Annotated in this window: 25 protein-coding genes; 14 read left to right on the top strand and 11 right to left on the bottom strand. The window is 68.6% G+C overall.

What is annotated here, in order from left to right; all coding sequences use genetic code 11:
- Nucleotide 1: 1 nt before the first annotated feature.
- Complete coding sequence (locus WBL06_RS07745; protein WP_424455412.1) at nucleotides 2-583, bottom strand: GtrA family protein; 582 nt, start codon at nucleotides 581-583, stop codon at nucleotides 2-4.
- A gap of 56 nt (nucleotides 584-639) precedes the next feature.
- Here WBL06_RS07745 and WBL06_RS07740 point away from each other — a divergent pair, with 56 nt between their 5' ends.
- From WBL06_RS07740 to WBL06_RS07730, 3 genes are read left to right on the top strand one after another with little or no spacing between them, the layout of a single operon-like run.
- Complete coding sequence (locus tag WBL06_RS07740; protein WP_424455411.1) at nucleotides 640-1,752, top strand: 5-(carboxyamino)imidazole ribonucleotide synthase; 1,113 nt, start codon at nucleotides 640-642, stop codon at nucleotides 1,750-1,752.
- A 40-nt stretch (nucleotides 1,753-1,792) separates the two neighbouring features.
- The gene (gene purE, locus WBL06_RS07735; RefSeq protein ID WP_424455485.1) at nucleotides 1,793-2,260 is read left to right on the top strand and encodes a 5-(carboxyamino)imidazole ribonucleotide mutase; all 468 of its coding nucleotides are present in this window, start codon (nucleotides 1,793-1,795) and stop codon (nucleotides 2,258-2,260) included.
- Nucleotides 2,257-3,618 (top strand): LCP family protein, encoded by a 1,362-nt coding sequence (locus WBL06_RS07730; protein WP_424455410.1) that lies wholly within the window; start codon nucleotides 2,257-2,259, stop codon nucleotides 3,616-3,618. Before purE ends, WBL06_RS07730 begins: the two co-directional genes overlap by 4 nt.
- Here WBL06_RS07730 and WBL06_RS07725 read toward each other — a convergent pair.
- Nucleotides 3,555-3,950, bottom strand: coding sequence for a DUF5615 family PIN-like protein (locus WBL06_RS07725; RefSeq protein WP_424455409.1), 396 nt, complete (start codon nucleotides 3,948-3,950; stop codon nucleotides 3,555-3,557). The two genes, WBL06_RS07730 and WBL06_RS07725, sit on opposite strands and share 64 nt — an antisense overlap.
- Nucleotides 3,947-4,171 carry a DUF433 domain-containing protein gene (locus WBL06_RS07720; RefSeq protein ID WP_424455408.1) on the bottom strand — a complete coding sequence of 75 codons (225 nt, stop codon included), beginning with the start codon at nucleotides 4,169-4,171 and terminating at the stop codon, nucleotides 3,947-3,949. Before WBL06_RS07720 ends, WBL06_RS07725 begins: the two co-directional genes overlap by 4 nt.
- Before the next feature lie 595 nt (nucleotides 4,172-4,766).
- Between WBL06_RS07720 and WBL06_RS07715 the strand changes: the two genes are divergently transcribed.
- Entirely contained in the window at nucleotides 4,767-5,108 is a 342-nt protein-coding gene (locus tag WBL06_RS07715; RefSeq protein WP_424455407.1) for a ribbon-helix-helix domain-containing protein, read from the top strand.
- Between the two features lie 105 nt (nucleotides 5,109-5,213).
- Here WBL06_RS07715 and WBL06_RS07710 read toward each other — a convergent pair whose 3' ends face one another.
- The 4 genes from WBL06_RS07710 to rfbB all read right to left on the bottom strand — a co-directional run bounded on the left by WBL06_RS07710 (nucleotide 5,214) and on the right by rfbB (nucleotide 8,569).
- Entirely contained in the window at nucleotides 5,214-5,522 is a 309-nt protein-coding gene (locus WBL06_RS07710) for a hypothetical protein (protein ID WP_424455406.1), read from the bottom strand.
- 112 nt (nucleotides 5,523-5,634) lie between these two features.
- Entirely contained in the window at nucleotides 5,635-6,729 is a 1,095-nt protein-coding gene (locus WBL06_RS07705) for a glycosyltransferase (RefSeq protein ID WP_424455405.1), read from the bottom strand.
- Nucleotides 6,726-7,574 (bottom strand): dTDP-4-dehydrorhamnose reductase, encoded by an 849-nt coding sequence (gene rfbD, locus WBL06_RS07700; protein ID WP_424455404.1) that lies wholly within the window; start codon nucleotides 7,572-7,574, stop codon nucleotides 6,726-6,728. The genes WBL06_RS07705 and rfbD overlap by 4 nt, the downstream gene beginning before the upstream one ends.
- Complete coding sequence (rfbB, locus tag WBL06_RS07695; RefSeq protein WP_424455403.1) at nucleotides 7,571-8,569, bottom strand: dTDP-glucose 4,6-dehydratase; 999 nt, start codon at nucleotides 8,567-8,569, stop codon at nucleotides 7,571-7,573. Before rfbB ends, rfbD begins: the two co-directional genes overlap by 4 nt.
- A 59-nt stretch (nucleotides 8,570-8,628) precedes the next feature.
- Between rfbB and WBL06_RS07690 the strand changes: the two genes are divergently transcribed.
- Nucleotides 8,629-9,231: a dTDP-4-dehydrorhamnose 3,5-epimerase family protein gene (locus WBL06_RS07690; protein WP_424455402.1), complete on the top strand. Its 603-nt coding sequence runs from the start codon at nucleotides 8,629-8,631 to the stop codon at nucleotides 9,229-9,231.
- On the top strand, nucleotides 9,228-10,097 hold the full coding sequence (gene rfbA, locus WBL06_RS07685; protein ID WP_424455401.1) for a glucose-1-phosphate thymidylyltransferase RfbA: 870 nt from the start codon (nucleotides 9,228-9,230) through the stop codon (nucleotides 10,095-10,097). Before WBL06_RS07690 ends, rfbA begins: the two co-directional genes overlap by 4 nt.
- A 12-nt stretch (nucleotides 10,098-10,109) precedes the next feature.
- On the opposite strand, the gene WBL06_RS07680 is transcribed toward rfbA, so the two are convergent.
- Nucleotides 10,110-10,991 carry a glycosyltransferase family 2 protein gene (locus WBL06_RS07680; RefSeq protein WP_424455400.1) on the bottom strand — a complete coding sequence of 294 codons (882 nt, stop codon included), beginning with the start codon at nucleotides 10,989-10,991 and terminating at the stop codon, nucleotides 10,110-10,112.
- Between the two features lie 43 nt (nucleotides 10,992-11,034).
- Between WBL06_RS07680 and WBL06_RS07675 the strand changes: the two genes are divergently transcribed.
- Genes WBL06_RS07675 through WBL06_RS07645 form a run of 7 tightly spaced genes read left to right on the top strand, consistent with a single transcriptional unit; the run spans nucleotide 11,035 to nucleotide 19,040 of the window.
- Complete coding sequence (locus WBL06_RS07675) at nucleotides 11,035-12,078, top strand: glycosyltransferase family 2 protein (RefSeq protein WP_424455399.1); 1,044 nt, start codon at nucleotides 11,035-11,037, stop codon at nucleotides 12,076-12,078.
- Complete coding sequence (locus WBL06_RS07670; RefSeq protein ID WP_424455398.1) at nucleotides 12,075-13,433, top strand: glycosyltransferase family 4 protein; 1,359 nt, start codon at nucleotides 12,075-12,077, stop codon at nucleotides 13,431-13,433. The genes WBL06_RS07675 and WBL06_RS07670 overlap by 4 nt, the downstream gene beginning before the upstream one ends.
- Before the next feature lie 41 nt (nucleotides 13,434-13,474).
- Entirely contained in the window at nucleotides 13,475-14,938 is a 1,464-nt protein-coding gene (locus tag WBL06_RS07665) for a DUF2142 domain-containing protein (RefSeq protein ID WP_424455397.1), read from the top strand.
- Entirely contained in the window at nucleotides 14,935-16,434 is a 1,500-nt protein-coding gene (locus tag WBL06_RS07660; protein WP_424455396.1) for a DUF2142 domain-containing protein, read from the top strand. Before WBL06_RS07665 ends, WBL06_RS07660 begins: the two co-directional genes overlap by 4 nt.
- Before the next feature lie 11 nt (nucleotides 16,435-16,445).
- Nucleotides 16,446-17,186 carry a glycosyltransferase family 2 protein gene (locus tag WBL06_RS07655; RefSeq protein ID WP_424455395.1) on the top strand — a complete coding sequence of 247 codons (741 nt, stop codon included), beginning with the start codon at nucleotides 16,446-16,448 and terminating at the stop codon, nucleotides 17,184-17,186.
- Entirely contained in the window at nucleotides 17,183-17,524 is a 342-nt protein-coding gene (locus WBL06_RS07650) for a DUF2304 domain-containing protein (protein ID WP_424455394.1), read from the top strand. Before WBL06_RS07655 ends, WBL06_RS07650 begins: the two co-directional genes overlap by 4 nt.
- Complete coding sequence (locus tag WBL06_RS07645; RefSeq protein WP_424455393.1) at nucleotides 17,517-19,040, top strand: DUF2142 domain-containing protein; 1,524 nt, start codon at nucleotides 17,517-17,519, stop codon at nucleotides 19,038-19,040. The genes WBL06_RS07650 and WBL06_RS07645 overlap by 8 nt, the downstream gene beginning before the upstream one ends.
- A gap of 3 nt (nucleotides 19,041-19,043) precedes the next feature.
- Here WBL06_RS07645 and asnB read toward each other — a convergent pair whose 3' ends face one another.
- From asnB to WBL06_RS07630, 3 genes are read right to left on the bottom strand one after another with little or no spacing between them, the layout of a single operon-like run.
- Nucleotides 19,044-20,924, bottom strand: coding sequence for an asparagine synthase (glutamine-hydrolyzing) (gene asnB, locus WBL06_RS07640; RefSeq protein WP_424455392.1), 1,881 nt, complete (start codon nucleotides 20,922-20,924; stop codon nucleotides 19,044-19,046).
- A gap of 39 nt (nucleotides 20,925-20,963) precedes the next feature.
- A complete protein-coding gene (locus WBL06_RS07635; RefSeq protein WP_424455391.1) occupies nucleotides 20,964-22,271 on the bottom strand; it encodes a nucleotide sugar dehydrogenase in 1,308 nt (435 codons plus the stop codon).
- A gap of 9 nt (nucleotides 22,272-22,280) precedes the next feature.
- Nucleotides 22,281-23,438, bottom strand: a complete 1,158-nt coding sequence (locus WBL06_RS07630) for a glycosyltransferase family 4 protein (protein WP_424455390.1) — start codon at nucleotides 23,436-23,438, stop codon at nucleotides 22,281-22,283.
- Between the two features lie 118 nt (nucleotides 23,439-23,556).
- On the opposite strand from WBL06_RS07630, the gene WBL06_RS07625 reads away from it, so the two are divergent.
- The gene (locus tag WBL06_RS07625) at nucleotides 23,557-25,335 is read left to right on the top strand and encodes an ABC transporter ATP-binding protein (protein WP_424455389.1); all 1,779 of its coding nucleotides are present in this window, start codon (nucleotides 23,557-23,559) and stop codon (nucleotides 25,333-25,335) included.
- Nucleotides 25,336-25,520 lie beyond the last annotated feature (185 nt).

Below are 25,520 nucleotides of genomic sequence, written 5' to 3'. Positions count from 1 at the left end.
CTCAGTCCCGCGCGGTCAACGCGCGGGTCGGCCCGTCGGCGTCTTTCGACGCCTCGGCGTCGTCTTCGAAGATCGAGAGCGCCGCCGCCTCGGCCTTGTGCTCGTGCGCCGACAGGCCGTCTTTGCGGTGGTGGCCATAGACCCAGAAGCGGTAGAGCAGAAAACGGAAGGCGGTGCCGAGGAACAGCCCGACGACGTTCTTCGAGATGTTGTCGGCGACGAGATTGTCGAAGCCCAGCAGGTAGTGCGACACCCACAGGCAGAGCATCGCGATGAGCATGCCGCCGAGGGCGACGGTGGCGAACTCGAGCAACTCGAGGAGGTAGTTCTTGCGGCGATGCTCGCGGAAGGTCCAGTACCGATTGCCGAACCAGGTGACGATCGTGGCGATCGCGACCGACAGGATGTTGGCGCCGATCGGGCCCGCGAAGAAGTGATCGGAGCCGAAGACTCCGAGTCGCAGAAGGTTGAAGACGGTCACGTCGGTCACGTAGCCGGCGAGCCCGACGACCCCGAACTTGAGCGCGTATCTGAGCAGCTTGTCCCAGACCACACGTGCGAGGTTCACGATCCGGGTGATCACCGTGGAAGCCTAGCCGCCGCTCCGACCGTGCCGGCGCCCCCGGATAGGCTGGCCGGGTGGGTTCGGTCATCGGGGTCGTCGGCGGTGGCCAGCTCGCTCGGATGATGATCCCTCCCGCCGTCGCCCTCGGGGTGGAGCTGCGGGTGCTCGCCGAGATCGACGGCGCGTCGGCCGCGCTCGCCGCCACGGCCGTCGGCGACTATCGGGATGCCGCCACCGTGCTGGGGTTCGCGGCAGACGTCGATGTGGTCACCTTCGACCATGAGCACGTGCCGCAAGACGTGCTCGCGCACCTTGTCGGGGCTGGGATTCCGGTGCGTCCGCGGCCCGAAGCACTCGAGGTCGCACAGGACAAATTGGTCATGCGTCGACGGCTCGCCGCTCTCGGCATCCCGGTTCCGGTGTGGGCCGAGGTGCGCGACCGCGACGGCTTGGCCGCGTTCCTCGACGCGAACGGCGGGGCGGCCGTCGTGAAGACGCCGAAGGGCGGGTACGACGGCAAGGGCGTGCGCATCGTGCGCAGTGCCGATGCGGCCGACGACTGGCTCGCCACCGGCGCGGTGCTGGCTGAGGAGCTTGTCGAGTTCCGTCGGGAACTCGCCCAGCTCGTCGCGCGGCGGCCCTCGGGTGACGTCGCCGCGTGGCCGCTCGCCGAGACCGTCCAGCGCGACGGCGTCTGCGCCGAGGTCACCGCCCCGGCACCGGGCGCCGGCAAGCTCTCCGACGAGGCGCGCGATCTCGCGGAAGCGATCGCTAGCGGGCTCGACGTCACCGGTGTGCTCGCCGTCGAACTGTTCGAGACGACAGAAGGACGCCTGCTCGTGAACGAACTCGCGATGCGCCCCCACAACAGCGGACACTGGACGATCGAGGGCGCCGTCACCAGCCAGTTCGAGCAACACCTGCGCGCCGTGCTCGACCTGCCGCTCGGCGACACGTCGTCGCACTCGCCGGTCAGCGTCATGGTGAACGTGCTCGGCGGCCCGGCCGGTGCGACGATGCCCGACCGCTACCCCGACGCGTTGGCTGCGCATCCTGACGTGAAGTTCCACTCCTACGGCAAGACGTCGAGACCCGGACGCAAGGTCGGCCACGTCACCGCGACGGGAACGAACCTCGACGAGGTGCGGGCGCGGGCGCGTGCCGCGGCGGCGTTCTTCGACGCCTGAGGCATAGCCTGGAGCCGTGAATCCGCTCGTCTCCGTCGTCATGGGATCGGACTCCGACCTCGCCGTCATGAACGACGCCGCCGCGGCCCTGACCGAGTTCGGCATCCCGCACGAGGTGAAGATCGTCTCGGCGCACCGCACCCCGCGCGCGATGATCGACTTCGCCGCCGACGCGGCCGACCGCGGCATCCGGGTCATCATCGCCGGCGCCGGCGGCGCCGCCCACCTGCCCGGCATGATCGCCTCGGTCACGACCCTGCCGGTCATCGGCGTGCCGGTTCCGTTGAAGAACCTCGACGGGCTCGACTCGCTGCTGTCGATCGTGCAGATGCCCGCCGGCATCCCGGTCGCGACGGTCGCGATCGGCAACGCCCGCAACGCCGGGATTCTCGCGGTGCGCATTCTCGCGTCAGGCGACGAGGCGCTGACGGCGAAGCTCACCGAGTTCGCCGCCGGGCTCGAGGCCATGGTCGCCGACAAGAACGCCCGCCTCGCCAACGGCTCGTGAGCCAGGTCACCTCGACGGTCCGCAACCCGGACCTGCGCTCGCCGCGATTCATGTCGCGGCGCGGCTGGTGGCTTGTCGTACTCAACCTGCTCATCCCGGGCTCCGCCCAGGTGCTGGCGGGCAACCGTCGGCTGGGCCGCTTCGGGCTCGCCACGACGCTCCTGTTCTGGCTGCTTGTCGTCGCCTCCGTCGTGCTCGCTCTCGCCGCCCGCGGCGTGCTGCTGACGATCCTGACCTTCACCCCCGCACTCCTCGCTCTCGTCGTGGTGGTCCTCTTCTACGTCGTGCTGTGGATCGTGTTGACCTTCGACACGCTGCGGCTCGTACGATTCGTGCGGCTCGCGCCGCGCGCTCGCGGATTCGTCGCGGGCGTCGGGGTGCTGTTGCTCGTGGCGTCACTCGCCGGCGGCGGGTTCGTCGTCGCCAACTCGGTCGCGGCGATCGGGCTGCTCGGCATCTTCGCCCCCGGCGCATCGGAACCGCCCATCGACGGCCGGTACAACATCCTGCTGCTCGGCGGCGACGCCGGGCCCGATCGCCTGGGCCTTCGCCCCGACAGCATCTCGGTCGTGAGCATCGAGGCGGCGACCGGGTCGGCGACGATCTTCGGCATCCCGCGCAACATGGAAGACGTGCCCTTCGCTGCGGACTCGCCGCTGTGGGGCCCGTTTCCGAACGGCTACAACTGCGGCACCGAGTGCCTCGTCAGCTATCTCTACACCTACGCCGAAGAGCATCCCGACCTCTACCCCGACGCCGTGGAGCAGGGCAGCAGACCCGGAATCGAGGCCACACGGGATGCCACCGAAGGCATCCTCGGCCTCGAAATTCCGTACTACGTGCTCATCGACATGCAGGGGTTCGCGGCGCTCATCGACGCCCTCGGCGGGGTCGAGATCGACGTGACCGAGCGCGTTCCGCTGGGGTCAAACACCTTCGACAACGGCCGCCCCGCCGACCCGATCGGCTTCATCGAACCTGGGCTTCAGCGCATGGATGGGCAGACGGCGCTCTGGTACGCCCGCTCGCGCTACGGCACCACCGACTACGACCGGATGGCGCGCCAACGTCAGGTGCAGGAGGCGATCCTGCGCCAGATGGACCCGGCGAACGTGCTGCTGAAGTTCCAGGGGGTCGCCCAAGCCGGGTCGCAGGTGGTGTCGACCGACATCCCGCAGTCGATGCTCGGCTACTTCGTCGAACTGGGGGAGAAGACCAAAGAGCTGCCCCTCACCAAAATCGACTTCGTGCCACCCTTGATCGACGACGAGGCGAACCCCGACTTCGAGCTCATTCAAGCGACTGTGGATGCCGCGCTCGTGCCGTACACGCCGCCGCCCACCGATCCCGCTGGTTGAGTGGCGCCGCCCGGAGGGCGACGCGTATCGAAACCGCGAAGTTTCGAGGGGTGAGGAGCGAGGGGTAGCGCCGCCTGCTCGGCCGGTTTGAGCTGATCGCCCGAGCGCAGCAGCACCAGTGACGGCGCGGTGCCCTGGCCCAAGGCAAGCATGCTCGCGAAGTCACTGTCTGCCGAGACAATCGCCCGGTCCTCTGCGATGGCGAGCGCGCTCACGTCACTGTCGGATGCGCCACCGAGTCCGCGGTCGAGGACATACACCGCATCCAATCCGGCCTCGCCAAGGAACGCGGCGACACGCGGGGAGAGATTTTCGTCGACAAGTAGCCTCATGCGGCGACGAACGGGCGCTCCTGCGGCATCGACTCTGCAGCGAATGCCAGCGCCGCGTACACGTCGTCACGTGCGAGTGACGGGTAGTCTGCGAGCAGCTCGTCGATCGTGGAGCCTGCCGCGAGCTGGCCGAGGACCGCCGAAACGGTGACTCGAGTACCACGGATCGTCGGCACGCCAGCCATGACTGCGACATCTGCAGTGATCCGGTCGGTGGTCATGCGGCAATTCTACCGCGTCCCCATGTCGAGGCCGTAGCCCGCATGAGCGTGAGCCGCGGGTTGAGTAGCGCGCCGCGTAGGGCGGATCGAAACCCAGACCTCAGCCGCGGTCGGGACCGAAGACGTGCCGAGTGAGCGCCCGCACGTCGCGGTCAAGCCCGTCGATCTTGGTCTCGACTGAGGCGACACGCTCGTCCAGGCCACCGTCGACGCCGCCCTCGTTCCCTACACCCCGACACCCACCCCCTCCTCGGTGGTCGAGTAGCCGCCGCAGGCGGCGTGTCGAGACCCGACGCCACCCCGGCTGTGGGTCGTATTTTGTGGTACTCTTTTGCGTGGCAGTCACCTGGACCGAGTCCTCGGCAAAGCACGGAATCCCCCGAGAGGAGGTTCTGTGGGCTATCGAGCACGCGAGTGGCTCAGAGGAGGTCGAAGGTCGACCCGGTTGGACAACCCGCGTGTGGGTCGGACACCCGCACGGTCAGACTGATCGCTATATCGAGGTTGTCGCGGCTGCTCGCGGCTCAGAGTTCGTGATCTTCCACGCGATGCCGCTCTCCGACATCTACCGCCACCTGACCACCCAGAAGGGCCGATGATCATGACCGACAACTACGACTGGAATGCCCTCGCCCACCGGGCCGAGGCCGGCCAGCTCACCCCGATCGAGGGAACCGCAAAGCACGGTGAGGAGGCGGCGCTCAGCGGCCGCGCCGCCCTGCTCGCCGCGACAGGGGCCGACACCATCGAGGCGGCCAAGCAGATAGCACTCGGCCGCCCGCGGCTTTCCGCCGAAGAGAACGTGACCTGGAAGATCCGCGCCTCGTCTCAGCTCGACGGCATCGTCGACGAACTCGCGAAGCGCGAGGGCCGCACTCGTAGCGCACTGATCCGCGATGCCGTCGCCGAGTATGCCCGCACCCATCAGGCAGTCTGAGCCGAGCGGGCATCCGAAGCGGTGCCAAAGCACGTGCCCGGCGGGCGCCCGCACGTGTCCCTCCGCTGGTTGAGCAGCGGCGGAGGCGCGTGTCGAAACCCGGCCTCAGCCGCGATCGGTGCCGAAGACGTGCCGGGTGAGGGCTTGCACGTCGCGATCCAGTCCGTCGATCTTGGTTTCGACCGACGCAACACGCGTTTCAACTGCCGTGAGTCGCATCTCGAGACCGTCGAACCGGGCGTTCGTCGCCTCACGGAGCCCGTCGAGCCGGGCCGTGAGGGATCGGTCCAACGCGTCGACCGACGTGCGCAGGTTGCGGTTGAAGCTGATCGTCTGCCAGCTCATCATCGCGAAGAACGTCGTCGCGAAGACCCCGATGACGACCCAGACCTGGGGTTCCGTCAACGCGTCCACCTCCTCATTGTCACCTGATCCGGTCGGCTGGGTCTAGGCAGACGCTCCCGTCGGGCCGACGCCGATCCGTGAACCCGTGGAGGGAGGTCAACTCCCGCCCGCTGGGGAGGGATCAGAGGTCAGCGTGTAGCTGCCAAACCTTCTCGGCGGCGTCGCGCCAGGTGAACGCCTTTGCGCGGTCGGCGGCCGCGACCCCCGCCCGTTCGGCCGCTGATGCGTCGTCGAGTAGGCCGCGAATCGCCTCGACCAGGGCGAACGAATCGTCGCCGCGCTCGACGAGGATCGCGGCATCTGCGGTGACCTCGGCGATGGCGGGTAGGGCGGTGGCGACGATCGGCAGACCGAGGGAGAGCGCGTCGAGCAGGATTGCGGGCGAGCCGGCCGCGACGCTCGGTTGCACGAAGACAGCAGCCCCTGCGAGGATCGCGACGCGATCGGCGGCGCTGGCATCCTCAATCACCGTCACCGCCTGCGCACCGATCGCCGCGGCATCCGCGGTCGAGGCGAGGAGCACGATCGGAACATCGCCGAGTGCGGTTGAAGTCGCCGCGAGATCGACGAACCCGTTCGCGGCGTCCGACTCGACGACGCCGACCACATAGCGTTCGGGGAGCCCGCGGGCGGCGCGGCGCGCGCGGGCGTCGGCGGGCACGGTGAGCATGGTGGCGGGTGCAGTTCCGATCACTCGCACCCGATCGCCGAGGTCGAGGTGCCCTTCGAGATCGTCGGCGACTGCGTGGCTCGGCACCACGACAGCATCCGCGTGGCGTTCCGCGCGGCGACCCATCGCCTTCGTCCAGGACGCCACACGGGACGGCAGCAACTCGGGATGCGTCCACGCGAGCGCATCGTGGATCGTCACCACGGTCTGGTCGCCGGGCGCCACCGACCGGTCGTGTCGCCGGAGGGGCGCGAACAGGCTCGGCGCATGCACCATTCCGGTGCCGGGTAACACCGTGAACCCGTGCTGCCACGCGGCGGTGAGTTGGCGTCGAGCGAGGGCGCTCTTGTGCAGCTGCCGCATGCCCGTCAGAAGTTCTCGCAGGCGGGCATAGTCGCCCTCGGGTGACGCCGCCACGACCCCCGAGACGTCGCTTCCGCGCGGTGCCGTCCGGATGAGGGCGCGGGTGAGATCTTCGGCGTAACGCGAGACCGGCCCGCCTCCGGGCAGGAGGATGTCGTCAACGATGACACGCAGAGTTGTCATGCGGCTCTCAGGGCTCCCTCGGCGATTGCGGCGCGAAGCGCATCCCGCCACGGGCGTGGGGCAGGAAGCCCGGCTGCATCCCACGCGGCGTGGCCGAGCACGGAGTACCCGGGCCGGGGGGCGGGGCGGGTGAACGATGAACTGTCGGTCGGCAGAACGCGATCGGGGTCGAGGCCCGAATCCTCGAAGATCGCGCGCGCGAAATCGAACCAGCTCGCCTCACCGGAGTTGGTTCCGTGGTAGACCCCGAACGGCGCGCCCGCGTCGAGCAGTCGCACGATTGCGGACGCCAGGTCACGCGACCAGGTGGGTTGCCCGATCTGATCGGTCACGACGCTCACCGTATCCCGCTCCCCGGCGAGGCGCAGCATCGTCTGCGCGAAGTTGGGCCCGTGCTCGCCGTAGAGCCACGCGGTGCGCACGAGGTAGACGTAGGGGTGGGCGAGCACGAGCTCTTCGCCGGCGGCCTTCGTGCGTCCGTAGGCGCCGAGCGGATCGCGGGGGGTGTCTTCGGAGTAGGGGTGGGTGCCGGCGCCGTCGAAGACATAGTCGGTGGAGACGTGCACGAGCCGCGCCCCGTTAGCGGCCGCTGCGTCAGCCAGGATGCCGGCACCGGTGGCGTTCACGGCGAAAGCGGATGCTTCGTCGGTCTCGGCCTCGTCGACCTTGGTGTAGGCGGCGGCGTTGATCACGACATCATGCCCGGTCACCGCATCGCGCACGGCTGTGGCGTCGGTGATGTCGAGGTCACCGCGAGCGAGCGCCGTCACTTCTCGGCCAGCGAGCACATGTTGCAGGTCTGCGCCGAGCATCCCGCCCGCACCCGCGATGAGGTAGCGGGTCATGCCTGCCCGGAGGCCCGATACTTGGCCTCGGTGGCTTCTTTTTGCGGAGCCCACCAGCTCTCGTTGTTTCGGTACCACTCGATGGTTGCGGCGAGACCCTGCTCGAAGTCGGCGAAGCGCGGGGTCCACCCGAGTTCGCGGCGCAGCTTGGTCGAGTCGATCGCGTAGCGCAGGTCGTGGCCCGGCCGGTCGGTCACGAGGTCATAGGCGTCACTCGGCTGTCCCAGCTCGGCGAGGATCAGCTCCACGACCTCCTTGTTGTTCTTCTCACCGTCGGCGCCGATCAAGTAGGTCTCGCCGATGACCCCCTTCTCGAGGATCGTCAGCACGGCCGACGAGTGGTCGTCGGCGTGGATCCAGTCGCGCACGTTCTCGCCCGTGCCGTAGAGCTTCGGGCGCTCGCCGCGCAGCACGTTGGTGATCTGCCGCGGGATGAACTTCTCGACGTGCTGGTAGGGGCCGTAGTTGTTCGAGCAGTTCGAGATGGTCGCCTGTACGCCGAAACTGCGCACCCAGGCGCGCACGAGCAGGTCGGAGCCGGCCTTGGTGCTCGAGTAAGGGCTGCTCGGGTTGTACGGAGTCTGTTCGGTAAAGCGAGCGGGGTCGTCGAGCTCGAGGTCGCCGTATACCTCGTCGGTCGAGATGTGGTGGAATCGGATGCCGTGCTTGCGGGCGGCTTCGAGGAGAGTGAACGTGCCGACGACGTTGGTCTGCACGAACGGGCTCGGGTCGTTCAGGGAGTTGTCGTTGTGGCTCTCGGCCGCGTAGTGCACGACCGCGTCGTGCGCCGCGAAAAGGTCGTCGACGAGGGGGGCGTCGAGGATGTCGCCGACGACGAGTTCGACCCGGCTCTCGGGGAGGCCGTCGAGGGAGGCGCGGTTGCCGGCGTAGGTGAGGTTGTCGAGCACCGTCACCGTGTGGTCGGTGTTGCCGACGACGTGGTGCACGAAGTTGGAGCCGATGAAACCGGCACCGCCGGTGACGAGGATTCGCACGGAGATAGAGCTTAGGTGTCCGCGGTTCGGGTTCGGCTGTGTGTGGTTGGCTTGCCGTCATGGATGTCGTCGAGACCCGGATCCCCGGGGCGGTCGCGATCACGCCGCGGCAGTTCCCCGACGACCGGGGAACGTTCCTCGAGTGGTATCGCTTCGATCGGCTCGCCGAGGTGGTCGGTCGACGTTTCGACCTCCGCCAGGGCAACCTCTCGGTGTCGCGTCGCGGCGTGCTGCGCGGTCTGCACCTCGCCGCCGTGCCGACAGGTCAGGCGAAGTATGTGACCGTCGTGGCCGGCTCGGCGATCGACTACTTCGTCGACGTGCGAGTCGGCTCGCCTACCTTCGGGCAGTGGGATTCGGTGCGCCTCGACGCCGTCGACCGCCGTGCGGTGTTCCTCGCCGAAGGGCTCGCGCACGCCTTTCTCGCGCTCGAAGAGAACACGACCGTGAACTATCTCGTCAACGACATCTACCGTCCGGGTGCCGAGTTCGGGCTCGACCCGCGCGATCCCGCGATCGGGCTCGACTTTCCGCTCGACGACGCCGACCTGGTGCTGAGCGAGAAAGATGCCGCCGCCCCGACCCTCGCCGAGGCCGAGGCGGCCGGTATCCTGCCGACCTGGGATGCGTGCCTCTCGCGCTACGCGGAGGACGCCGCATGAAAGGCATCGTGCTCGCCGGGGGCACGGGCACTCGGCTCTGGCCGATCACCAAAGGCATCTCGAAGCAACTGATGCCGGTCTACGACAAGCCGATGATCTATTACCCGTTGTCGACCCTGATGCTCGCCGGCATCCGCGAGATCCTGATCATCACGACCCCTGAGCACCATGACCAGTTCGAAGGCCTACTCGGCGACGGCAGCGATCTGGGCATCCGCCTGGAGTACGCGGTGCAGCCGTCGCCCGACGGTCTCGCTCAGGCCTTCATCATCGGCGAGCAGTTCGTCGGCGACGATTCAGTGGCTCTCGTGCTCGGCGACAACGTCTTCCATGGCGACGGGTTCTCGCGTGCGCTGCGCGACGTGGGTGACCTCGACGGCGGCCTCGTCTTCGCGTACCAGGTAGCCGACCCGACGGCCTACGGCGTCGTCGAGTTCGACGACGAGTTCCGAGCGATTTCGATCGAAGAGAAGCCCGCGGCGCCGAAGAGCCGGTACGCCATTCCCGGGCTCTACTTCTATGACAACGAGGTACTCGAGATCGCGAAGGGCATCACCCCGAGCGCGCGCGGCGAGCTCGAGATCTCCAGCGTCAACGAGCACTACCTGGGTGCCGGCCGGCTCCAAGTGCGCGTGCTCGACCGCGGCACGGCATGGCTCGACACCGGCACCTTCGAGTCGATGATGCAGGCGTCGGAGTATGTGCGGGTGATCGAAGACCGGCAGGGCTACAAGATCGGCTGCCTGGAGGAGATCGCCTGGCGCGCCGGCTGGATCGACGACTCCGCTCTCGCGGCGCTCGCGGCACCCTTGGTCAAGAGCGGGTACGGGCGCTACTTGCAGGGGCTGCTCGACGCCCCTCGCTGATCGGCGGTGCGGTCAGCGATTCAGGCTGCGCACGATGAATGCAGACCGCGCGGCGAGTCCCGTGGAGATGACGACCCGCACCGGCCACAGCCACCACCCGGCGTACTTCCGTCGGATGAAGCGACGCGCGCTCGCATGGTGCGCACGCACCATGCGAGCCGACTCGCTGCCGGTGGAGTGCGCCCCCGTATGAAGCGCGGACGCGGCAGGCTCGTAGACGTTGCGATAGCCGCGCTTGCCGAGCCGATAGCCGAGGTCGACGTCTTCGAAGTACATGAAGTAGCCGTCGTCGAAACCGTCGATCTCTTCGAAGGCGCTGCGGCGCACGAGCACACACGAGCCCGACAGCCACCCGGCATCGCGCCTCGCCCCGGCCGGCGCGAGGTCGTCGCGATACCGCCGGCTCCACGGATTCGTCGTCCAGAGATTCGAGAACAGGGCGTGCCCGATTCCGGTGCGCAGCGATGGCACCGATCGTGCGGACGGGTAGATCGACCCGTCGGTGTTGCGCACGGCGGGGCCGACCGATCCGATCGACTCGTCGCTGCGACCGGTCTCGACGAGGCGGTCGAGCGCGCCGGCGTCGAGCTCGACGTCGGGGTTGGCGATGAGCACCCATTCGACGCTCTCGGGCAGACGCCGCACGGCGGCGTTGACGGCGCCGCCGTAGCCGGGGTTGGCGGGGATCGGCACGTACGCTGCGCGAGCCTGCTCGGCGATCGTCGCGGCGTCGCCCTCGGCGGGGAGGTTGTCGGCGACGACGATCGCGACGGGGGCGGAGGTCGCTGCGGGCACCGACGCGAGGAATCCGGTCAGGACGGTGTCGGAGCGGTACGCCACCGTCACGATGCCGACGCGGACGTCGGAGGCGTCCGGAGACTCGTTCGAGGGCACGGGTCCGAATCCTATCGGCGTGCGCTCGACATATCCTGGCGGGGTGACTTCCGCCGCTGCCTCGAAGGCAGGCAGCCCTCTCACGGTGTCGGTGGCGCTCTGCACCCACAACGGAGCCGCCTATGTGGCCCAGCAGTTGCGCAGCATCCTCGCCCAGCGCCCGCTCCCGATCGAGATCGTCGTGGGAGACGACGCGTCGAGTGACGACACCATCGCGATCATCGAACGCACCGTGACCGATGCGCGTGCCGCCAACCCCTCGCTGCGGACGGCGCTCACCGTCCACCGTCACGACGAGCCGCTGGGCGTCGTCGGCAACTTCGCGGCCACCCTGGCGGCTTGCCGCGGCGATCTCGTCGCGCTGAGCGATCAGGATGACGTCTGGGCGCCCGACAAGCTCGCCCGGATCGTGTCGCGCTTCGCCGCCGACCCCGAGCTGTTGCTGATGCACACCGACGCGCGTCTCGTCGACGGGCAGGGCGCACCGACCGGACTCTCTCTGCTCGAAGCCCTGGAGGCGACTTCGGGAGAACTCGAGGGCCTCGAGTCGGGGGATGCCTTCGCCGTGCTCATGCGGCGCAACCTCGTCACCGGAGCGACCGTGGTGCTGCGACGGTCGCTCGTCGACCGGGCGGCGCCGTTCCCGGCCTCGTGGGTGCATGACGAGTGGCTCGCGGTACTCGCGGCCGCGCTCGGAACGCTGCGGCTCGAGCGGGACTCGCTCATCGACTACCGCCAGCACGGTGCCAACGTGATCGGAGCACGACGTCCGACGATGGGCGACCGGATGCGCAAGCTGCGCGAACCTCGCACCGAGCGGGCGTCCCGCCTCATCGAACGTTCGCGCGTGCTCGTCGAGCGTCTCGAAGCGATCGGAGCGCCGACCGCTCGCGTCGCGTCCGCGCGCGGCAAGCTGGCACACGAGACGGTGCGGTCGCGGTTGCCGAGGTTACGGATCGCGCGGATCCCCGGAGTGCTCGCCGGGGCGCTGAGCGGCCGGTACTCGCGATACAGTCGGGGCCCGATCGACATCCTGCGTGATCTGGTGCAACCGGCGGGACACGATCGTGACGAGGAGCAGGAATGACACGCGTACTGATCCTCACTGGCGACCCCATCGGCGAGCGCATGGCCGGCCCCGCCATCCGGGTCTGGAACACCGCGCTCACGCTCCAGGCCGACGGCCACGACGTGCGGGTGGTCACGACGACCCGGGCGGAACAGCCCGACGCGCCATTCGACCTCTTCGCCGTCGCGCCGGGGGATGACCGCGGTTTCCGACCACACGAGCGGTGGGCCGAGGTCGTGCTGTTCCAGGGCTATGGCCTGAGCCAGTTCCCGTCTCTGCGGCGCAGCGACAAGTACCTGGTCGCCGATGTCTACGACCCGATGCACCTCGAGATGCTTGAGCAGGGCCGCGAACTACCCGAGGCGACGTGGGCCCTGCGTGTGGCTGCGGCGCGCGACGCCCTCGACGACCAGCTGCGTCGCGCCGACCTCGTGCTGTGCGCGAGCGAGCGGCAGCGGCTGTTCTACCTCGGCCACCTCGCCGCCCTCGGCCGCATCAATCCCGCGACCTACCGCGACGATCCCGATCTGCGTGGACTGCTCGACCTCATGCCGTTCGGACTCGACCCGATCCCCCCGACGCCCGGTTCGGCGCTGAGGGATGTCATCCCGGGGTTCGACGCGGACTCGAAAATCCTCATCTGGGGCGGTGGCGTCTACAGCTGGTTCGACCCGCTCTCGCTCATCCGCGCGGTCGCCGCCCTCTCGGTGGAGCGCGACGACGTGCGCCTCTTCTTCCTCGGCACCCGGCATCCCGGGGTCGACGAGATGGGCATCGTGCGCGAGGCGTTCGATCTGGCGCGGGAGCTCGGGGTCGAGGGCACGACGGTCGTCTTCAACGACACCTGGGTGCCCTACGTCGACCGGGGCGCTTACCTGCTCGACGCCGACGTCGGGGTCAGCACCCACCACATCCACGTCGAAACGACCTTCGCGTTTCGCACCCGCATCCTCGACTACCTGTGGGCGAGCCTGCCGATGGTGGTGACCGACGGCGACGGGTTCGCCGACCTCGTGCGCGACGAGCAGCTCGGCGTCGTCGTTCCGGGTAACGACGTGGCCGCGCTCACCGCCGCGCTCGCCGAAGTGCTCGACCCCGAGCGGGCGGCGTACTACCGCAGCAACGTCGAGCGCATCCGCGACGGCTTCGCCTGGCCCGTCGTGCTCGGCCCGCTGCGCGCGTTCGTCGCCGACCCGCATCATGCCGCCGACTACGCGGGCGATCGGGATGCCATGGGCACCGGAGCGGCGCGTCGCGGCCGGCGGCTCTCCGGCCCGCTGCACGACGTGCGGATGGCGTGGCATCACCTGCGGCACTCGGGCTCACGCGATGTCATCCGCCGGTTGCGCGGGCGCCTGGGCCGTCGGGGCTGACTGCCAGGAGTTTCCCGGGTGCGCCTACGTACGCTCGCCAGGTGGTGGGGCGACTTCGGCGGTTCGTGACGTCGGGGCGCGCGCTCGTGCTCGCGCCGGTTCTGGTGTTCGTGGCGCTGCTGAGCTGGGCGGTGTCGTCTCCGGCGGGCTCCTCGCCCGACGAGGACTTCCACCTCGTCAGCATCTGGTGTGCGACGGGCGACGAGGCCGCCTGCATCCAAGAGGAGGGCGCGACCGAGGCGACGGTTCCGGGCGCCCTGGTCGACGTGGCGTGCTTCGCGTTCCACACCGACCGCAGCGGTGACTGCCAGGACGCGCTGGATTTCGACGGCGAGCCGGACTCGCTGACCGCGCGCGGCAACTTCTACGGGGCGTACCCGCAGGTCTTCTACGCCACGATGAGTCTCTTCGTCGGGCCCGATATCGAAGTTTCGGTGTTGACGATGCGGGTCGTCGGAGTGCTGATCTTCACGATCGTCGCGACCGCGCTCTTCCTGCTGCTCCCGCGCGACCGCCGACCCACCCTGATCTGGAGCTGGGTCGTGACGACCGTTCCCGTCGGGCTCTTCGTGCTGTCGTCCATCAACCCGAGCTCGTGGGCGATCGCCGGTGTCGGATTCGGGTGGCTCGCGCTCGCCGGCTTCTTTGAGACGAGCGGTGCGCGCAAGATCGGGCTCGCGGCGCTCTTCGCGGTCTCGGTCGCCATGGCGGTCGGATCACGCGGTGATGCGGCCATGTACATGGTGCTCGCCATCCTCGCGACCGTCGTGCTGCAGGCGCACCGCACCCGCCGGTTCGCCATCGACGCGATCCTCCCGCTCGCAGCAGTCATCGTCTGCGTGGTCATGTTCCGGGTGTCGCGACCCGTCGAGCACGTCACGCAGGGGGTCGAGCCGGAGGCGGGCACCGCCGGTGTGCTCGCGCGCGTGCTGCCCACGATCTTCGATGTTCCCCGCCTGTGGATGGGCATGTTCGGCAACGCCTACGGCTTGGGCTGGTTGGATACCGCGATGCCGGCGGTGGTCGGGCTCGGGTCGCTCGCCTGCTTCCTCGGTGCGGCGATCGTCGCGCTCTCGCGGACCGACGTTCGCAAGACGATCGTGCTCATCGGCGGCCTCGCGGTGCTCTGGGCGCTCCCCACCGCCGTGCTCGTGGCGGCCGACGAACGGGTCGGCGCCAACATGCAGCCGCGCTATCTCCTCCCACTGCTCATCCTGTTCGCCGGGGTGTTGTTCTGGTCACCGCGCGGCGAGCTCATCCGCTTCGGACGAGCTCAGCGCATCCTCGTCATCGTCACGCTCGGGGTGGCGCAGGCCATCGCCCTGCATCTCAACCTGTCGCGCTACGTCAGCGGATTCGACGACCTCGGCCCGAACCTCGACTCCGGCATCGAGTGGTGGTGGAACCTCCCGGTCTCACCCATGGCGGTGTGGGTCGGCGGGTCGCTCGCCTACGTCGGTCTCGTCGCGCTGCTCATCGGCCGAGACCGGGGAGTTCGCCCGTGACGCGCCGCCGGCCTCCGCTGCTCGCCCTCGTGCCGGTTCTCGCCTTCCTGACGCTGCTGGCTTGGGTGTTCGCCTCGCCGATCGGGGCTGGCCCCGACGACGACTACCACCTCATCAGCACGTGGTGCGCCGGGACGACGGCGGATGATACGTGCGCCCCCGCCGACCAGGGCGGGGGATACCACGAGGTCTCCGTCGAACTGGTGGAGATCTCGTGCTTCGCCGGCGACGCGGAGCAGAGTGCGGCCTGTCAGGAAGCGCTCTTCGACGGCGACATGACCGACGACACCGTCGTGTCGGATCGCGGCAACTTCTACGGGGAGTACCCGCCGCTCTACTACGCGGTCATGAGTGCCTTCACGAGCGGCGATGTGCAGACGTCCGCTCTGCTCATGCGGGTGTTCACGATCACCCTGTTCGTCGGAATCCTGACCGCGCTCTACCTCCTACTGCCCGCGGCGCGACGCTCGACCCTCGTCGTCGGCTGGCTCGTCACGACGGTACCGCTGGGCATCTTTCTGCTCGCCTCCAACAACCCGAGCGCCTGGGCGACGATCGGCGTCGGTACGAGTTGGCTTGCGTTGCTCGGCTACTTCGAGACGACAGGATGGCGCAGGGTAGCGCTCGGCGCGCTGTACGCACTCGGGGTGGTGATGGCTGCGGGCAGCCGGGGGGATGCGGCTGTGTACGTCGGGTTCGCCACTGCCCTCGTACTCGTCTACGTGTTCCGACCGCGCAGGGAGTTCTTCATCGCCGCCGTTCTCCCGGCGATCATGGGAGTAATCGCCCTGGCGTCGCTCCTGCTCTCCGGTCAGGCCGGAGCGGGCCTCAGCGGCCTCGGCGAAGGTTCGGCGAGCGAGACGAGTCGGGGAGTGGATACTCAGGAGCTATCCACCTTCGGACGCCTTGCCTACAACGTGCTGAACGCGCCGTTCATCTGGGCCGGTGCGTTGGGCGAGTGGGGATTGGGCTGGCTCGACACGGCGATGCCGGCGATCGTCATCCTTCCCGCGATCATGGCCTTCGTGATGGCCGGCTTCCTCGGGTTCGGCCGCATCGGCTGGCGCAAGGCGACCATGGTGGGCGCCGTCATCTTCGTTCTGTGGGCGCTCCCGGTGTTCGTGCTCCAGCAGGGCGGCGATACCGTCGGCGAGCAGTTGCAGCCGCGCTACCTGTTGCCCCTCATCGTGCTCCTCGGAGGTCTCCTCGCCCTTGACTTGCCTGCGGCGAACTGGAGACGTGCGCAGCTGGTCGTGGTCACCTCCGCACTGGCGATCGCCCACGCGGGGGCGCTGTACTTCAACTTGCGCCGCTACCTCACGGGAGTCGGCACCGGCGGGCTCGACCTCGGCGTCGACCCGGAGTGGTGGTGGAGCCTTCCCTTTTCCCCGATGTTCGTCTGGCTCGGCGGCTCGCTCGCCTACGCGGCGCTCATGGCACTGATCGTCACCCGGGTGCTCGCGCCGGGTCCGCACGATCATCCGGCTCGCCGCTAGGCTCGGGGACCATGAGGCTCCTCGTTGCGATCCCTGCGCTCAACGAGGCGGCGGCGATCAGTGGGGCCCTCGCGGCGCTCGCCCAGGTGCAGTCGCTCGACGATGTGGTCGTCATCGACGATGGGTCGCGCGACGCCACCGCGCAGATCGCGCGCGACGCTGGCGCGCATGTCGTATCGCATGCCATCAACCTCGGCGTGGGTGCCGCCATGGGGACTGCCTTCAAGTATGCGGCGCGCAATGGCTACGACGCGGTGGTGCAGTTCGATGGAGACGGTCAGCATCGTCCGGAGCACATCGCCGAACTCGTGGCTGCTGCGGCCCACTCCGACATCGTGATCGGGAGCCGGTTCGCCGAAGGCGGCACGTTCAAGTCATCGGCTGCGCGGCGCGGGGTGCAGCGATTCATCGCTCGCGTTGCGTCGCTCTACGCCCGTACCCGGCTCACCGACGCGACGAGCGGATTCCGGCTGGCCGGCCCGCGCGCTGTCGCCGTCTTCGCCGAGCACTACCCGGTCGAATGGCTCGGCGACACCGTCGAGTCGATCGTGCTCGCCACCCGTCAAGGACTCACCGTCCGTGAGATTCCGGTGGAGATGAACGAGCGGGCCGGGGGAGCGCCCTCGCAGTCGGTTCTTCGGGCAACGCTGTACACGGGCCGCATCCTGCTCATCCTGGGACTGGCGACCATCCGGAGCGTCCCTCCGCAGATCCGCGAGTTGCGGCTACGCGATCGGAAGGCGGCCGCGTGACGCCGCAGATCCTCGCGATCGCGCTCGCGGTCGTGCTTCTCATCGTTGTCATCATGCTGTTGCGGTCGTACGTGCTGCCGGAGAAGTACGCGGTGGTGTGGCTCGTCGCTGCGATTGCGGCCATCGTCCTGTCCGCGTGGCCCGGGCTTCTCGACGCAGTGAGTCGGTTCTTCGGAATCTCGCAGCCGATCAACCTCCTGTTCATCGGAGGCTTCTTCGTCGTCTTGCTCCTGCTCATGCAGGTGAGCCTCGAGCTCGCGCGCACCCGGGATGAGCTCCGTCAGGTCGTTCAGAAGCTGGCGCTCGAGATCGAGAGACGCTCGAAGGACGATGGCTGAGGCATCTTCCCGCCGGTCGTTGCGCGCTGTTCTCGCACACCTCCGGTGGATTCACCTCGCTCCCCTGCTCGCGCTGCTCGCGCTGTCAGCGTGGGCTTTCGCCTCGCCGATCGGGGCCGGGCCGGACGACGACTACCACCTGATCAGCACCTGGTGCGCGAGCGGGGGCAGCGACCACTGTGAGCCGGGGTTGGACGACAACACGCGAATCGTTCCGACCGCATTCCCTCAGGTCGCCTGCTACGCCCAGCACGACGATCGGAGCGCCGAGTGCCAGGAGTCCGTGTGGGGGACATGGGACCACGCCACGGTCGAGATCACCCGCGGCAACTTCGTCGGCGAGTACCCACCGGTCTACTACGCGACCATGCGAGCGTTTGCCGGGTCTGACGTGCAAGCGAGCGCCCTCGTGATGAGGATCGTCAACGCGGTGCTGTTCGTCGGGCTCGCGACGGCGCTCGCGGCGCTCCTTCCCGCGGCCAGGCGCACCACGCTGTTGTGGGGCTGGTTGGTGACGCTGGTGCCTCTCGGCATGTTCATCATCCCGTCGAACAACCCCAGCGGCTGGGCCGTCATGGGTGTCGGAACGGCCTTCCTCGCGCTGCTCGGCTGGTTCGAGACGACCGGGCGGAGGCGGTGGGCGCTCGCCGCGCTTTACCTCATCGGGGTGATCATGGCGGGGGGAGCTCGGGGCGATGCGGCGGTGTACGTGGCCGGCGCGACCGTGAGCGCCGCATTGATCGCGCTCCCGGCTACCCGCGCCTGGTGGCGGTTCCTCTGGCTGCCGCTTCTCGGCCTCGTTCTCGCCGTGGGGCTCTTCTCGTTGGCAGGGCAGACCGGCGTGGTCGGCAGCGGCTTCGGAGCCGATCAAGGATTTTCCACGCTCCCCGGACCCGATGGTCAGCCGCTCGGCGGGATCGCGCTGGCCGCCTACAACCTCCTCATGCTGCCCTTCCTCTGGACCGGGGTCTGGGGAACGTGGGCGCTCGGGTGGTTCGACACGCAACTCCCGGCCATCGTGCCCTGGGCCGCGGTGTCGGCCTTCGTGGTCGTCGCTTTCGCCGGTCTCGGGCGGATGAACTGGCGCAAAGCAGTCACAGCCACCTGCATTCTGATCGTGCTCATCGTGCTGCCGGTCTACGTGCTCACCACCGGAGGCGACACGGTAGGAGAGAACCTCCAGCCGCGCTACCTGTTGCCGGTCATCGTGCTGTTCGCCTTCGTGCTCCTGACCGACACGACGACGACCGGGCTGCGGTTCACGCGCCTGCAGACGTTCGCGATCGTCGGCGCGCTCGTCGTCGCGAACCTGGTCGCGCTTCAGATCAACATCCGTCGATACGTCACCGGCGTCGACCGTCAGGGGATCGATCTCGACACGGGTGCGGAGTGGTGGTGGACGGGTTTCCCCGTGGGGCCGACGGCCGTCTGGGTGATCGGCATGCTCGCGTATGCCGGGCTGATCGCGGTGCTGTGGCCGAGCTTGCGGCGGCCGACAGACCTCGTGACCGGCTGAACCTCAGCTGGCGTCGACCCCGACGAGCGCTATCCAGCGCCGCAGGTTGATCAGCCGCCAGTGCGACCGTCGGCCCCAGCGGATCTCCCGTTCGGTGAGGCCACCGGTGAGTGTGTCCGCGCGCCCGGGACGAAGGAAGCCGATCGGGTGCTCGGGATCGGTCGGCTGGGCGGCGAGCCGGCCCTGCCACTCCGCCTCCGGAGTCTCAAAGCCGACCTTGTCGCGCCGATCGATGACCGCATCGGGAACCCAGCCGCGCGCCGCGTCGCGCAGGATGCGCTTCGTGGTGCCGTCAGGGCCGACGAGCCAGTCTTCGGGAAGCGAGAGGAGAAACTCGTTGAGGGCGCGGTCAAGGAACGGGACGCGGCTCTCGATCGAGAACCGCATCGAGTTGCGGTCGCCGTGCCGCAGGAGCATCGGCAGGCCGTAGCCACCCAAGGTGGAGCGGAGATGCGTCTTGAGGCGACCACCACGTACCGACACCGGCCCGACCGCAGGGTGGCCGGTGTCGACACCCCGTGACCGCAGCGCCGCGGTGTCGAGAAGCGGTGACGCCAGCGGACGGCGCACCCGGTGACGCAGGCGAAGTGGCACGAACTGCGCCATCGCCTCGAAGGGCATCACGACGCGGTACCAGTCGGGCAGGTCGCGGTCGGCGCGAGCGAATCGCGCGGCCGTCGCCCAGCGCCCCGTCTCGATGAGGCTGTGCATTCGTTGCGCGGGGTAGCCGAAGTAGCCGGCGAAGAGCTCGTCGCCACCCTGCCCGTCGAGCGTCACGATGACCCCGTGTTCGCGGGCGAGCTGGAACACGCGATATTGGGCGTAGATGCTCGTCCCCCCGAATGGCTCTCCCTGGCTCAGGATGAGGTCGTCGAGATCGCGCTCGAGGTCGCCGGGCGCGGCCGCGACGGTGTGCGAGGTCGCCCCGATCGCGTCGGCCACGAGTGTGATCCACTCGTGTTCCGACTTCGCAAAGCCGGGTGCGATGAAACTGAAACTCTGAATCGGCAGGTCCGGTTCGAGTTGCCGGACCGCGCCGGTGATCGCCGATGAGTCGAGACCGCCCGAGAGTGCGATCCCCAGCGGCACGTCACTGCGGAGGTTGCGTTTGACGGAGTCGAGGAACAGCGAGCGGACGGTGTCGACGGCGTCGTCGTACGATCCGCGATACGTCGTCTCGACCGACGGCCACCAGTAGCGCACCTGAGGACCGAGTCGGCCGGTCGCCGTGTCGATCACCAGGTAGTGGCCCGGGCGCACGTGGCTGACACCTTCGATGAACGTGCGCTCGGAGTGCTCGTAGGCCCCCCACTGCAGATAGTCGACGGCCGACTGCCAGTCGAGCTTCGGGTTCGGCACGGCGAGCGTCAGGAGACCCGACATCTCGCTGCAGAACGCGATCCGGTCTCCGCGATCGGTGTAGAGCAGCGGCTTGATCCCGTACGGGTCGCGCGCGAGGGTCAGAGTGCGCTCCGCGGTGTCGAGAACGGCAAGCCCGAACATGCCCTCCAGTCGGTCGAGGGTGCCGATCCCCCATCGCGCCCACGCCTTCAGGAGCACCTCGGTATCGCCGTCCGAGACGAACGTCTCGCCGAGCGTCGCGAGCTCGTCGCGGATCTCGATGTAGTTCGTGATCTCGCCGTTGTAGCTGATCGTGAACCGGCCCCCCGGAAGCGTCATCGGCTGGTGACCGGCGGGGCTCAGATCTAGGATGGCGAGGCGCACGAGGCCGAGGTCGACCCGCGCCGACGAGGTCGGATCGTTCCACGCGAACTCGCCGAGATCATCCGGCCCGCGATGTCGGATGGCATCGAGACCGGCCCGCAATCGGCCGCCGTCAGCGGAGTTGCCGACGCGTGACCAGCTTCCCGCGACGCCGCACATGCTGCTACTCCTCGAGGGCGCGGAAGCTGGGACGGGTGGTCACGCGGCGGGCGCGATCGACTTGCCGATGACGCGGTACGCGATCCCCGGCCAGCGGTCCGCCGACGAGACCCGGCGCCCGTCGATGAACGACGCGATGCCCGGCAGGTCAGCGGGGCTGAGCGTGCCGTACTCGACGTGGTCGGCTTGGACGACCGCCGCGTCGACAGGTTCGCCCAGATGGTACGGGGTGAATCCGAGACGCGTGAGCTCGTCATCGGAGTAGAGCGGGTCGTGCACGACCGGGACAGCTCCGCGCGCCTTCAGAGCGGTGACGGCTCCGAACACGCCCGAGAACGCCGTCTCCTTCACGCCTCCGCGGTAGGCCGCCCCGAGCACGGCGACTTTCGCGCCGGTGAGGTCGCCGTGGGCGCCCTCGAGGAGCCCGATCGTGTAGTCCGGCATGCCGGCGTTGGCCGCGCGAGCGGCCGACACCACGGTTGCCGCCGGATCGTTCCAGAGGTAGAGCCGCGGGTACACCGGGATGCAGTGCCCGCCGACGGCGATGCCCGGCTGGTGGATGTGACTGTACGGCTGGGAGTTCGAGGCCTCGATGACTTGGTAGACGTCGATCCCGTTCTCACCCGCATAGCGGGCGAACTGATTCGCAAGTCCGATGTTGACGTCGCGGTAGGTCGTCTCGGCGAGCTTGGCCAGCTCGGCCCCCTCTGCGCTTCCGAGATCCCACACCCCGTTTGGACGTGCGAGATCGGGGCGCTCGTCGAAGTCGAGCACGGCCTCGTAGAACTCGACGGCGCGCTGCGCCCCCCGCTCGGAGAGGCCCCCGACGAGCTTCGGGTACTTGCGGAGGTCGGCGAAGACTCGGCCGGTCAGAACCCGCTCGGGGGAGAAGACGAGGTCGAAGTCCACTCCCTCGGTCAGGCCAGAGACCTTTTCGAGAAGCGGCTTCCACCGGTTCCGGGTCGTGCCGACCGGAAGGGTGGTCTCATACGAGACCAGGGTGCCGGCGGTGAGATGCGTGCCGAGGGATTCGGTCGCCGCGTCCATCCAGCCGAACTGGGGCTCTGCGGTCTCCTCGTCGACGAACAGGGGCACCACCAGCACGATCGCGTCAGCGCCCGGAACGGCGTCGGCGTAGTCGGTCGTGGCACGCAATCGGCCGGCCGGGACGAGCTCCGAGAGCTTCTCCTGGAGGTGCGCCTCGCCGGGGAAAGGTTCGACCGCCTGGTTGATGAGATCGACCACCGTCGAGTTGACGTCGACGCCGACGACGTCATGGCCCTTGCTCGCGAACTGGACAGCGAGGGGGAGGCCGATCTTTCCCAGGGCGATGACAGCGATCTTCACCGGGACAGTCTACGGTTCTGCGATTGCCAGACTCTCGGTGACGACGCGCTGCGCGATCGACCGCAGCGAGTAGGTTTCGTGGGTCCACGCGCTGAGGCGAGCGCGGGCAGCAGCATCGGGAGATTCGGAGGTTGCGCGCTCGAGCGCGTCGACGACGTCGGTCACGGTGTAGGGCACCGCGACGCCGACCCCGCGCTCAGCGGCGGCCTCGAGGAACGGCCCGGTCGGGCCGGCGCCTGCGAAGACGACCGGGCAGCCCGCGGCGAGTGAGGAGTACACCTTGGTCGTGAAGGCGTAGTCGTAGCCCTGGCCCGGCTTGAGGCTCGCGAGCGATGCGGTCGCGCCGCTGAGGACCGGTGCGAGATCGCGGGGCGGGATCGGCGTGTGGAAGTCGACGGCGTCGCCGATGCCGAGCTCGTCGGCTCGCGCCCGCAACGCGGCGCGTTCCTGGCCGTTGCCGATGAAACGCAGGCGCGCGCCGGGATGCCGGGGGAGAAACTCGGTGAACGCCTCGACGAAGATCCCCGCACCGTGCCATTCCGAGTGGGTGCCCGCATAGACGAAGACCGGTGCCGGAGGGGACGGCTGCGGCGTGAAGGTGAACGACTCGGTGTCGGCGCCGAACCCGATCGCCGTCATCGGGGTTTCGACGCCGAGCTCTTCGAGGCGGTCGGCGAGCGGGCGGTGCGCCGCGAACAACCGCTGCGCTCCGCGAAGCCCCCACACCTCCACGCGTCGGAGGGTGCCGAGCACGAATCTCGAGTCGGTCACCATGGCTGCGGCGTCCGACCAGAGATCGGCGGCTCGCACGACATACGGTGTGCGGCGCAGGAAGCCCACCAGGCGCACGACGGCGACGGTCGTCGGCGGCGGCTCGACGACGTAGAGGTCGGCACGGCGGCCGAAGAGCAGCCGAAAGAACAGCGGCACGTCGAAGCTGAGGTAGCAGAGGTAGCCGCGCACGTAGTGCTGCCGGTCACGAAGGACCGGTGCCCGTCGCACGCGCACCCCGGCAGGGTCGTCGGGGACCATCCCTTGCGGCGGGCGGGTCGTGACGACCTCGACCTCGGCGCCCGCGTCGCGGAACGCGATGGCCCACGACCGTAGGATGCCGGCAGCAGCCGAAACCTCGGGCGAGAAGATCCGGGTCACGAAGGTGGCACGCACGCCCACCTCTGCCTCCCGCTGTCGCTCGATCCGGATGCATCGCACCCGAGCGGACCGGTGACGAGTGTACAGCGAGCAGTGAATAGGATTGCCGGATTCGAAGGCCTGGAGGCTGAGCATGCGGTCCGTCATCACCTTGTATCGGGAGGTCGTGCGCGTCTTTCCGCTGGGAGGTCGCCGGTTCCTCAACTTCTACGCGGCGCTCCTGGCCTCGCTCGCGGTCTTCGACGCGGCTGCCCTCGCACTGCTCGCCATCGTGATCGGTCCGCTCGCCACGGGTCAGGACGTGGTGCTCCCGGCGATCGGGCGGCTTGACGCGAACGGCGTCGTTCTCGCGATCCTCGTGATCTGCGCTCTCATGATCCTCAAGGCCGCCGCCGCGGTCGGGGTCACGTGGTGGGCCACTCGTCGCATCCCGCGCTACGAGGTCGCGATCGGCGATCGCCTCCTCCGGGCGTTCCTCGCGGCACCATGGCGCGATCGGCTCAAGAAGAACTCGTCGGACATCATGCGGCTCGCCGACAACGGCGTCGACGTCACCGTCAACTCCTTCGTGCTGCCCGGGGCGACGCTCCTCGGTGAGGGACTCACGCTGATCGCCGTGATCGCGACCCTCGGGATCGTGCAGCCCGTGATCGCGGCGACCACCCTCGTCTACCTGCTGATCCTCGGCGCCGTGCTCTTCTTCTGGATCGCGCGGCATGCCCGTCGGGCGGGTGAGATGAACTACAACAACTCGTTGCGCACGTACCGGCTCGTGCTTGAGGTCATCTCGGCGATGAAGGAGGTCACCCTCCGCAACAAGGAGGACGAGGTCGCGTCGACGGTCAAGGAGACTCGCACGCACAGTGCGCGAGCGCGCGCCAACATCTACTTCCTCAGCCAGCTTCCGCGCTACGCCCTCGAGGCGGGACTCGTCGGCGGTTTCGTCGCGATCGGCGGTGTGGGCTTCCTTGTCGGCAGTGTCGAGGGCGCGATCTCGGCCGTCGCGCTGTTTGCGCTCGCCGGATTCCGCGTCGCGCCCTCGATCATCCGCTTTCAGTCGGTGCTCTCCTCGATGATCGCCATCTCGGAGTTCCCCCGAATGGTGCTCGCCGAGCTCCGTGCGACTGAAGCCAGCACGCAAGAGATCTCGCAGCGCGTGGTCAACCCGCTTCCCGACGACCCGCGCGCCATCCACGTCGTCGGGGTCGGTTTCAGCTACGGGCCCGACCTGGATCCCGCGCTCGAGAACGTCACCCTCGATATCCCGCTCGGGTCGACCGTCGCGTTCGTCGGGGAGTCAGGATCGGGCAAGTCGACGATGGTCGACCTGCTGCTCACCCTCCTCGAGCCCACGGAGGGTGCCATCACCCTCGATGGCATCCCGCTCACCGAGATCCGGGCGGCATGGCGGTCGCGCATCGCCTACGTGCCGCAGGAGGTCGCGATCTTCGACGCGTCGATCGCGCAGAACGTCGCACTCACCTGGGGCGACGACTACGACGCCGAGAAGGTTCAGCGCGCACTTCAGCAGGCCCAGCTCTGGAACCTTGTCTCCGCACGTGACGGCGGCATCGAGGCGCCCGTGGGCGAGCGCGGCCTGGCCCTCTCCGGCGGCCAGCGCCAGCGGCTGGGCATCGCCCGCGCACTCTACGCCGACCCGCTTGTGCTCGTCATGGACGAGGCGACGAGCGCCCTCGACACCAACACTGAGTCGCAGGTCACCGAGGCGATCCGAGCCATCGGCGGCGGGATCACCAAGATCGTCGTGGCCCATCGTCTCGCGACGATCATGCACTCCGACCGCATCTTCTTCATGCGCGACGGAGCGGTCGCCGGGAGCGGGACGTTCAGCGAACTCATCGAGCGCTTCCCCGACTTTGCCCGTCAGGCGCAGCTCGCGGGCCTCGCCTGAGCTCTCAGGAGCGAGCGCCTAGTGTCGCGTGTCGTTAGTTCCTAAATGGTTGGCGTGCTGGGAGAATTGCTTATGGCGAATTCTCCTGCTGCGGCGTTGGTGCTTCGTGAGGGTGATCGGGACGAGTTGATGTCGTGGACTCGGTCGACGGTGATCCGTGCGGGGTTGGCGATGCGGGCGCGGGT

Origin of the sequence: Pseudolysinimonas sp. (genome assembly GCF_049651805.1) — a bacterium.
In the GTDB taxonomy this organism is placed as follows: Bacteria; Actinomycetota; Actinomycetes; order Actinomycetales; family Microbacteriaceae; genus Pseudolysinimonas_A.
This window is presented reverse-complemented; position numbering and strand designations above follow the sequence as displayed.

What these genes read in the sequence shown, in the direction of transcription:
- WBL06_RS07625 (WP_424455389.1), top strand. Translation starts at nt 23,557, where the DNA reads ATGCGGTCCGTCATCACCTTGTATCGGGAGGTCGTGCGCGTCTTTCCG.
- purE (WP_424455485.1), top strand. Translation starts at nt 1,793, where the DNA reads ATGGGATCGGACTCCGACCTCGCCGTCATGAACGACGCCGCCGCGGCC.
- WBL06_RS07705 (WP_424455405.1), bottom strand. Translation starts at nt 6,729, where the DNA reads ATGACAACTCTGCGTGTCATCGTTGACGACATCCTCCTGCCCGGAGGC.
- WBL06_RS07645 (WP_424455393.1), top strand. Translation starts at nt 17,517, where the DNA reads ATGGCTGAGGCATCTTCCCGCCGGTCGTTGCGCGCTGTTCTCGCACAC.
- asnB (WP_424455392.1), bottom strand. Translation starts at nt 20,924, where the DNA reads ATGTGCGGCGTCGCGGGAAGCTGGTCACGCGTCGGCAACTCCGCTGAC.
- WBL06_RS07690 (WP_424455402.1), top strand. Translation starts at nt 8,629, where the DNA reads ATGGATGTCGTCGAGACCCGGATCCCCGGGGCGGTCGCGATCACGCCG.
- WBL06_RS07715 (WP_424455407.1), top strand. Translation starts at nt 4,767, where the DNA reads ATGATCATGACCGACAACTACGACTGGAATGCCCTCGCCCACCGGGCC.
- rfbA (WP_424455401.1), top strand. Translation starts at nt 9,228, where the DNA reads ATGAAAGGCATCGTGCTCGCCGGGGGCACGGGCACTCGGCTCTGGCCG.
- rfbD (WP_424455404.1), bottom strand. Translation starts at nt 7,574, where the DNA reads ATGACCCGCTACCTCATCGCGGGTGCGGGCGGGATGCTCGGCGCAGAC.
- WBL06_RS07670 (WP_424455398.1), top strand. Translation starts at nt 12,075, where the DNA reads ATGACACGCGTACTGATCCTCACTGGCGACCCCATCGGCGAGCGCATG.
- WBL06_RS07720 (WP_424455408.1), bottom strand. Translation starts at nt 4,171, where the DNA reads ATGACCACCGACCGGATCACTGCAGATGTCGCAGTCATGGCTGGCGTG.
- WBL06_RS07655 (WP_424455395.1), top strand. Translation starts at nt 16,446, where the DNA reads ATGAGGCTCCTCGTTGCGATCCCTGCGCTCAACGAGGCGGCGGCGATC.
- WBL06_RS07725 (WP_424455409.1), bottom strand. Translation starts at nt 3,950, where the DNA reads ATGAGGCTACTTGTCGACGAAAATCTCTCCCCGCGTGTCGCCGCGTTC.